The sequence below is a fragment of the Bartonella sp. AA86SXKL genome, from assembly GCF_042196885.1.
Genome location: NZ_JBHIRE010000304.1, coordinates 337 through 736 on the forward strand (window position 1 = coordinate 337; position 400 = coordinate 736).

The window sequence follows — 400 nt, forward strand, 5'->3', positions numbered from 1 at the left end:
TCTATATCGCGAACAATACCAGCTCCTCCTGTTGGATCTGTTCCCGCAACAATAAGAATCGAAGGAATTAACGCCATACTCGTGTCACCTCTATCCATTGTTGGACACGTTGTTCAGGTTTTTTATGGAGGAGAATATCGGTTACAACAGCAGCACTATTGGCACCTGCTTTTAAAACACCAATTGCACGTTCTGGTGTTAAGCCACCGATGCCTACTAAAGGTAAAGCACCAATCCGTTTTCTCCATTGTTTAATTTTGTCTAGTCCTTGTGGACTCCATTTCATTTCTTTTAAGATTGTCGGATAAATAGGACCAAGGGCAATATAGTCAGGATCAACAGAGCGCGCGATATCCAATTCATGTTCATCATGTGTACTAAGACCAAATCTTATAGCATT

At 41.2% G+C, this 400-nt stretch carries 1 protein-coding gene and 1 pseudogene; both read right to left on the reverse strand.

The features are described from left to right. Window positions 1-77 (reverse strand): annotated as a pseudogene (locus ACFIO5_RS11690) (hydroxymethylpyrimidine/phosphomethylpyrimidine kinase); the annotation flags it as partial. Then, window positions 68-400, reverse strand: a 333-nt coding sequence (locus tag ACFIO5_RS11695; RefSeq protein ID WP_375705502.1) for a thiamine phosphate synthase, incomplete at its 5' end; no start/stop codon positions are given. The pseudogene ACFIO5_RS11690 and the gene ACFIO5_RS11695, both read right to left, overlap by 10 nt.